The organism is Streptomyces sp. NPDC005648 (assembly GCF_040605395.1).
Classification (GTDB): Bacteria; Actinomycetota; Actinomycetes; order Streptomycetales; family Streptomycetaceae; genus Streptomyces.
Map to the genome: position 1 here is coordinate 1 of NZ_JBEXCS010000177.1, position 7,565 is coordinate 7,565.

Consider the following 7,565-nt stretch of genomic DNA (forward strand, 5'->3'; position numbering starts at 1 on the left):
GGGTAAGACCCCCGTAGTCGAAACGTCAGCACCATGTCGAGGTCGAGCGAGATCTCACCGGCCCAGCCGCTGTCGGCGGAGGGGAGGGAGGTCGTGGAGCCGGTCTGGGAGACCTTGGTGAAGCAGCCGTTGTCGGTCGTGCAGGAGGACAGACCGTAGTAGTCGCGGTAGGTCGCGAGGTCGTCCTCCGCGTTCGGGTCGTCGTACGCGTCGACGATCGCGACCGTCTCGCCGGAGCCGTCGGAGGCGGCGGCGTCGGTCAGGCCGTACGCCGACTGGATGTCCGTCGGGCCGTAGCCGGTCGGGGAGTCGGTGGAGGCGTTCGGCTTGACGGTCTTCGGGGCGATGCCCTTCAGCGCGGCCTGCTTCTCCATGAAGGCCGTGGTTCCGCCGGTGACGCGCAGGGCGTCACAGGCGGCGTACCCCTTCTTCGGGGTGGCGCCACAGGCCGCCTTCTCGTACCGCACATGGGCCTTGGCGACCTGCGCGGCCACCGTCCCGGCGCTCACCTTGTGCGCGCCCGCGTCCGTGGCGGTCGCGGCGTTCGCGTGTACGGCGGTGCCGAGACCGGCGAGCACCAGGGCTGCGGTGGCAGCGGCGGCCGAGCCGATCTTCCGCCATCTGCCGGATATGTGGGGGGAGTTGGGGGTGGACGTACGCAACGTACAGCCTCCTGAGTGAGGTTTGCAGAGGCCTGCGAGTGGGGGGTCCACCGGTGAGGTTGCCGGTGGGGGCGGCGGCCCGCGAACGACGATGACTTGTTGAGTACGTGACAAACAAGAGCGCTTCGGAATCCTGACTTCCGCATTACTGAAGTGGGGTGGGGGGATTGCGGGGCGATGGAGCGGGGATGGGCGCGGGATGGGGGCGACTTGACCCGGGGGACAGGGAACGTACAGGTTGACGCGCGTTGAGTGCGGGAGCTGAGGCTTACTCGCCAGGGGCAGGAATATGCGATAGCCGGGTGCCGTGGGGGTGTTCGAGGCTTGCTCGACCTCTGAGAGGGGGCTGGGAACGGGGCGACGGTGAAGGCTACGGCGGTGATCGTCCGGCGAGCATGCCGGCCGCCAACCTCCAGACCCTGCACGCTGCCCAGCCTGGAGGTTGGCGGCGCGCAGCAGGCAGGAGGGAGGGAGGGCCAGTTCGAGGCCTGCCATCGAGCCGATCTGCATCCAGGTGAGGGGGCTTGCCGCCGTCGGGGCCGTCTCCGCTGCCACCTGTCGGCGATCACAGATTCACAGGGCGAGGTCCCGCGCTACCGGCGGTCGGTTGAGCGGACGATGCTTGCAATCGTCGTTGATATGAACCAAAGCAGGGATATTATTTTGATTTCCTTTACCTATTTTTCGTTTAGTGGCAGATCTGGAAGCAGGTGATATTTGCTCTTTACTATTTCACGGTGCACTCATCACGAAAACTTGCTCTTTCTTTGCTTGAGTTGCGTAACTTATGGACCGTTTTGGTTGAACTGGCGGTCTCGGTCAGTGATTGACAGTCGCAATTCCGTGAGTTTCGATCACTCGGACGGTAAGAATCTTGTGAATGCAAGGTGGGGGACATGGGGCGGGGCGGGGGATTACGCCGGGCTGTCGTGGCATCGGCGCTCCTTGTGCAGTTGTTGGGCGCTGCGGGCGCGCAGGCGGTCGGTGCGAGCGCGGCGGAGTCTTCGCCGACAGCGGTTGAGAGCAGCGCAGGTGATCTGTCACCCGAGGCGGCCGCATCACAGAAGGCGGCGGTGTCCGGCTCGCCCGTCGAGGTGAGTGCAGAGACGACACCCACGCAGCTCGTCACGGCACAGCCGGACGGCACCTTCTCGGTGGAGTTCGATCCGGTGCCGGTGCGCACGGAGAAGGGGTCCGGCTGGGTGCCGGTCGACACGGATCTGCAGACGACATCGTCCGGCAAGGTTGCACCAAAGGCCGCCGCAGCGGACATCGCCTTCTCGGGAGGTGGCGCAAGCGACCCCTTGGCGAGCATCACCCAGGACGGGAAAACCTATAGCGTCGGCTCTCCGTGGACGCTGCCCACACCTACGCTGGTGGGTGCTACAGCGACATATCAGAATGTCATGCCCGGGACAGACCTGGTGGTTCAGGCCACGCCGGACGGTTTCAGTGAAAACCTGTTGGTCAAGTCGCGCGACGCAGCGCAGAACACGGACCTGACGACCATTCGGTTCCCCGTCTCGGTCGATGGTGTCTCCGCGCACGACACGCACTCCGGCGGTGCCGCCTTCGTCGACAGCCAAGGGCGGCCGGTCTTCACAACGGGTACGGCGCTGATGTACGACTCGTCGGCTGCCCCGGCCCCCGCATCGGTTAACGCATCGGCGGCGTCGTACGCTGTGACCAGTCCTGCGCGAATGAGCGCTGCCGCCGACGAAAGCGCGCTGAACGGGCCGACTCCCGGTGCCCGATCGACCGCCATGGACGTGACGGTGTCGGACGACGCACTGACTCTGAAGCCTGCACGGTCCTTCCTCGACGACCCCGGCACCACGTACCCCGTGGTGTTGGACCCTCAGACGACCAGTGCTTCCCTCTCGGGCTGGACGACGGTGTGGACGAGTTCGCCCGCGACGTCGTTCTGGAAGACCTCGCATGCGCTGGGCGTCGGCTACGACGCATGGGTGGACAACAAGAAGGCACGCTCCTTCTACCAGTTCGACACCCACACCCTCGGCGGCAAAAAGATCCTCTCGGCGACCTTCCAGGCGTTGGAACTGTGGTCGGCCAACTGCACCGCCAAAGAAGTCCAGTTGTGGCGGACCGGCTCGATCGCTTCGTCCACCACCTGGTCGAAGCAGCCGAAGTGGCAGGCTCAGGTGGACTCGCGCACCACAGCCAAGGGTTACTCGTCCTCCTGCCCAGGCGGGAACGTCGAATTCAATGCCAAGGACGCGGTGAGCTACACCGCAGGCCAGTCCTCCTCGACCACCACCCTCGGCCTGCAGGCGGCTGACGAGAGCGACCCGATCGCCTGGAAGCAGTTCGCCTCGCCCTCCGACCACAAGCCAAGCCTTTCGGTGACGTTCGTTTCCAAGCCGAGCACGCCGACCGGGGTGAAGATGTCGAATCCCAGCCTGGCGTGTGCCGCCTCTCGTTCCACGGCCGTCGTGATCCGGGACGCGACGCCGACGCTGACGGCGGCGCCGAAGTCTGCCGATGGTTCGCAGTCGACGTTGCGGCCGAACTTCGAGGTGTACAAGTACGACGCCGCCGCGACCGACCCCAAGGTCGGTTCGGGTAGCCCCTCGGCGTGGACGACGTCGGGCACGGCAGGAACGTGGACGACCCCGACGCTCACCAACGGGCAGACGTACTGGTTCCGGGCGCGTACCCAGTACGAGTATTCGTTCGATGAGAAGACCGGGGACATGTATTCGGACTGGTCCACGGGATGCTGGTTCACGATCGACACATCGCGTCCAGTACAGCCGGATGTCGACTCGACGAACTATCAGCAGTGCGCGAGCCCCGACGCTCCGGACGTCTGCACGGCCTACGGCGGCGTGGGCGCGCCGGGTTCGTTCACGCTCAAGGCCAACGGAGCCTCGGACGTCGTGAAGTTCACGTACCAGCTGAACGACAACCCCGTCCGGACCAAGACGTTCACGAGCGCCACCACCAGTTACACGCTGTCCCTGGCGCCCGACGTACGCGGGCTGAACACCCTGACCGTCCAGACCTGGGACTCGGCGGGCAACGGATCGGCCAGCTACACCTACTCCTTCAAGGTCGCGCCGGGTGCCGGCCCGGTCGATCAGTGGTCGATGGACGAAGGCACCGGCTCCACTGCGGCTGACTCCGTGAACGGCAAGAACGCGACCCTCAAGGGCGGAGCAGCCTGGAGTGACAAGGCCCGGCTCGGCAAGGCCCTTCAGGGCGACGGCACGGCCGCATACGCCACCACGGACTCCTCTGCGCTGGACACGACGAAGAGCTTCACGGTGGCCGCCTGGGTCCGGCTGACCGGCAACGCCCACAATGCCGTGGCCGTCGCGCAGTCGGGAATCAACGGGTCGGCGTTCGCGCTGTATTACTCGACCGCCTATCAGGCGTGGATCTTCAACAGGTACACCTCGGATGTCGCCTCGCCGACCATCGTCCGCTCCATCTCGACCATGGCCCCGGCAGTCGGCGTCTGGACCCATCTGATGGGTGTGTACGACGCACAGGAGCAGACCATCCAGCTCTTTGTGAACGGCGTGCCACAAGGCGATCCGGTCGCCTTCACCACTCCCTGGCAGGCCACCGGTGGGTTGCAGATCGCCCGCGGTCAGGCGGGCGCCACCTTCACCGACTACTTCTCGGGACAGGTGGACGAGGTGACCGCCTGGAACCGGATCTTGTCCGAGGAGGAGATCGCCGACCTCCAGGCGATGACGAACGCGAGCACGGGCCACGCGCAGCCGGCTCTCGCTGCGGACTGGGGGATGGAGGAGACCTCAGGCACGGCGGCCGCGGACTCCTCCGGGTACGGCCACACCGTCACCGTCGCCTCCGGAGGAACCTGGACCACCGACACCGATGGCGGCAAAGGCAACGTCCTTTCCCTGAACGGAACTTCGACTGCGAATGCCACGGCCACCGGTCCGATCGTGGACTCCCAGGGCGACTTCACCGTGGCGGCCTGGGCCAACCTCGACACGGATGCGCTGTCCGACACGAGCGTGGCCCATCACATGAGGATCGCCACCCAGTCCGGCGGCGTACGCGACTCCTGGGGCCTGTGGTACGACCAGGCAGTCGGCTCCAAACAGGGAATGTGGGTCTTCGGCCGCACCAGCGCCGACAGCACCAGCGCCTCGGTCGTCAAGGTCCCTGCCGACATCGCATCGGCCCAACTCGTCGACCCGGGTACCTGGACGCTCTTGACCGGCGTATACGACGGTGCCCACCACCAGCTGTTCCTCTACGTCAACGGAGTCCGCCAAGGGGCTCAGGGCGACACCGACACCGAAGACAGCACAGGGGACGGCGTTGTCTTCGACGCGCCCTGGCAAGCCACCGGCACCTTCAACATCGGCCGCGGGCGGATCAGCACTGGTGCGTACAGCGACTACGCCCACAGCCTCGTGGACGACGTACGGGCGTGGACGGGCGTCATGTCCGACACCGACATCAACGAGATGTACAACACCGAAGTGCCCATCCCGCTGTAGCAGGTCCCGCCAACTGGCGGACGAGACCGACCCTCAGCAGACTTTCACACGAAACGGGAGAGCAGTCATGGATGGGCTACGGCGGACACGGCTGTGGGTCGTCGCTGTCACCACGAGCGCCCTGGTGGCCACGGGACTGGGCACCGCCCCGGCGGTGTGGGCAACCCAGCCGCACGGGCACCACACGGTGCACGCTCCAGATGTCAAGAACGGCACCGCCGTGCCCTTCAAGGCCAAGAAGGCCATGAGAAAGGACCCGGCCAAGGCGGCAGCCGCCCGCACCGCCAGGCAGGTCACGCAGCCGACCCACTGGCCTACGACGTCCGCCGTCACCATGTCCGTGACGGCCAAGAAGTCCCGTGCCAAAGCAACTTCGGTGGGCGGCCTGCCGGTGAAGGTGAGCTCGCCGGCCACCGGTGCGACTCCGGCCAAGGTGGCGGTCAAGGTGGCTGCACACCGCACCGCGGCCGCCCTGGGCGTCAACGGCACCGTGCTGTCTCTCGCCCGCGCCGACGGGAGACAGGGAACGGGCAAGACCCGGCTGACCCTGGACTACTCCGGCTTCGCCCACGCCTACGGCGGTGACTACGCCTCCCGGCTGACCTTGATGCGTTTGCCCGCCTGCGCGCTCACCACTCCGAGCGTGAAGAAGTGCCAGGCCAAGACCCCGATTGCCACGCAGAACGACGTCGCACACCACACCCTCACGGCCACCACCACCCTCAGTGCCTCCGCCGTGACCGCTCTGGCCGCGACCGCCGCCGCCAAGTCCGGCGCCGGTTCCTACCAGGCATCCTCGCTCAACCCGTCTGCTTCATGGGGCGCGGGTGGTTCCAGCGGTGACTTCACCTGGTCGTACCCTCTGGCTGTGCCGCCGTCCAACGGTGGCCCGGCACCCAACCTGGCCATCACCTACGACGCGCAGAGCGTCGACGGACGTCTGCCGTCCACCAACAACCAGCCGTCCTGGATCGGCGAGGGTTTCGACCTGAACACCGGTTACATCGAGCGGTCGTACGACTCTTGCGACGATGACGGTCAGTCCGGCAAGAACGACGAGTGCTGGGCGAACGACAACGCCACCTTGGTGCTCGGCGGCAAGTCCAGCCCGCTCATCAAGGACAAGACCACCGGCGACTGGCACCCCAAGACCGACGATGGAGAGCGCGTCACCCATTCCACCGGTGCCACGAACGGCGACAACGACGGCGAGTACTGGACGGTCACCACTGCGGACGGAACCCAGTACGTCTTCGGCAAGAACCGCCTGCCAGGCTGGGCCACCGGCAACCCCGTCACCAACTCGGTTGACACGGTTCCTGTGTTCGGCGACGACTCGGGCGAGCCCGGATACGACCAGGGCACCGCCTTCTCCGGCCGGGCACTCACCCAGGCCTGGCGCTGGAACCTGGACTACGTGGTGGACCCGCACGGCAACGCGATGTCGTACTGGTACACCAAGGAGACCAACTACTACGCCAAGAACGGCACGACTACCGACAACGGCACCGTCTACGACCGCGCCAGCTACCTCAGCCGGATCGACTACGGCATCACCTCCTCCACCGTCTTCGGCACTGCCCCCGAGAAGGTCTCCTTCACCACGGCCGAACGCTGTCTGGTGACCAGCAGCGAGGACTGCTCCTCCCTCGCCTCCGGCACCGCCGCACACTGGCCGGACGTGCCGTTCGACCAGATCTGCGCCTCCGGCAAGGTGTGCAGCGCGACCGGGCCGACCTTCTTCTCCCGCAAGCGCCTCACCGGCGTCACCACCAGCATCTGGGACGCGAGCCTGTCCACCCCTGGCTATCGAGACGTCGATGGTTGGGCGCTCGACCAGTCCTTCCCCGACCCCGGCGACGGCACATCCGCCGGCCTGTGGCTGAAGTCCATCACCCGTACCGGCAAGGACGGCGCCACCACCGCAATGCCGCCGGTCACCTTTGCCGGCGTACAGCTCTTCAACCGTGTCGACACCACACACGACGATGTCGCCGCGCTGGTCAAGTGGCGTGTTCGCACAATCACTTCGGAGACGGGCTCGATCCTCACCGTCAACTACTCCGACCCGGAGTGCGTCGCGGGCACCACCATGCCCACCAGCCCGGACTCCGACAAACTTCTCTGCTTCCCCACCTACTGGCAGCCGCCGTACACGTCGGATCCACAACTGGACTGGTTCCACAAGTACGTCGTCAAACAGATCACAGAATCGTCGGACTTCGCCGGAGCCGCCCCGCTCAAGGAGACCGACTACACCTACAGCGGCACACCCGCCTGGCACTATGACAGCGACAATGTCACCACGGGCGTTTCCCCTTGAGCGTGGACACCCTGATCATTGGATCGTGATGATCCATAGGACAGGAGTTCCCGTTGGGGACGTCGAAGTACTCGCCTG

Annotated in this window: 2 protein-coding genes and 1 pseudogene; 2 read left to right on the plus strand and 1 reads right to left on the minus strand. The window is 65.9% G+C overall.

The genetic code is table 11. The features are described 5' to 3' along the window. A pseudogene (locus ABZT17_RS44465) lies at positions 1–662 on the minus strand (peptidase S8); the annotation flags it as partial. A gap of 929 nt (positions 663–1,591) precedes the next feature. On the opposite strand from ABZT17_RS44465, the gene ABZT17_RS44470 reads away from it, so the two are divergent. Both ABZT17_RS44470 and ABZT17_RS44475 read left to right on the plus strand, forming a co-directional pair. Further along, the gene (locus ABZT17_RS44470; RefSeq protein ID WP_356357893.1) at positions 1,592–5,164 is read left to right on the plus strand and encodes a LamG-like jellyroll fold domain-containing protein; all 3,573 of its coding nucleotides are present in this window, start codon (positions 1,592–1,594) and stop codon (positions 5,162–5,164) included. Between the two features lie 67 nt (positions 5,165–5,231). Next, on the plus strand, positions 5,232–7,487 hold the full coding sequence (locus ABZT17_RS44475; RefSeq protein ID WP_356357894.1) for a SpvB/TcaC N-terminal domain-containing protein: 2,256 nt from the start codon (positions 5,232–5,234) through the stop codon (positions 7,485–7,487). Positions 7,488–7,565: the final 78 nt, after the last annotated feature.

Coding starts and splice junctions, on each gene's coding strand:
- ABZT17_RS44475 (WP_356357894.1), top strand. CDS start 5,232: ATGGATGGGCTACGGCGGACACGGCTGTGGGTCGTCGCTGTCACCACG.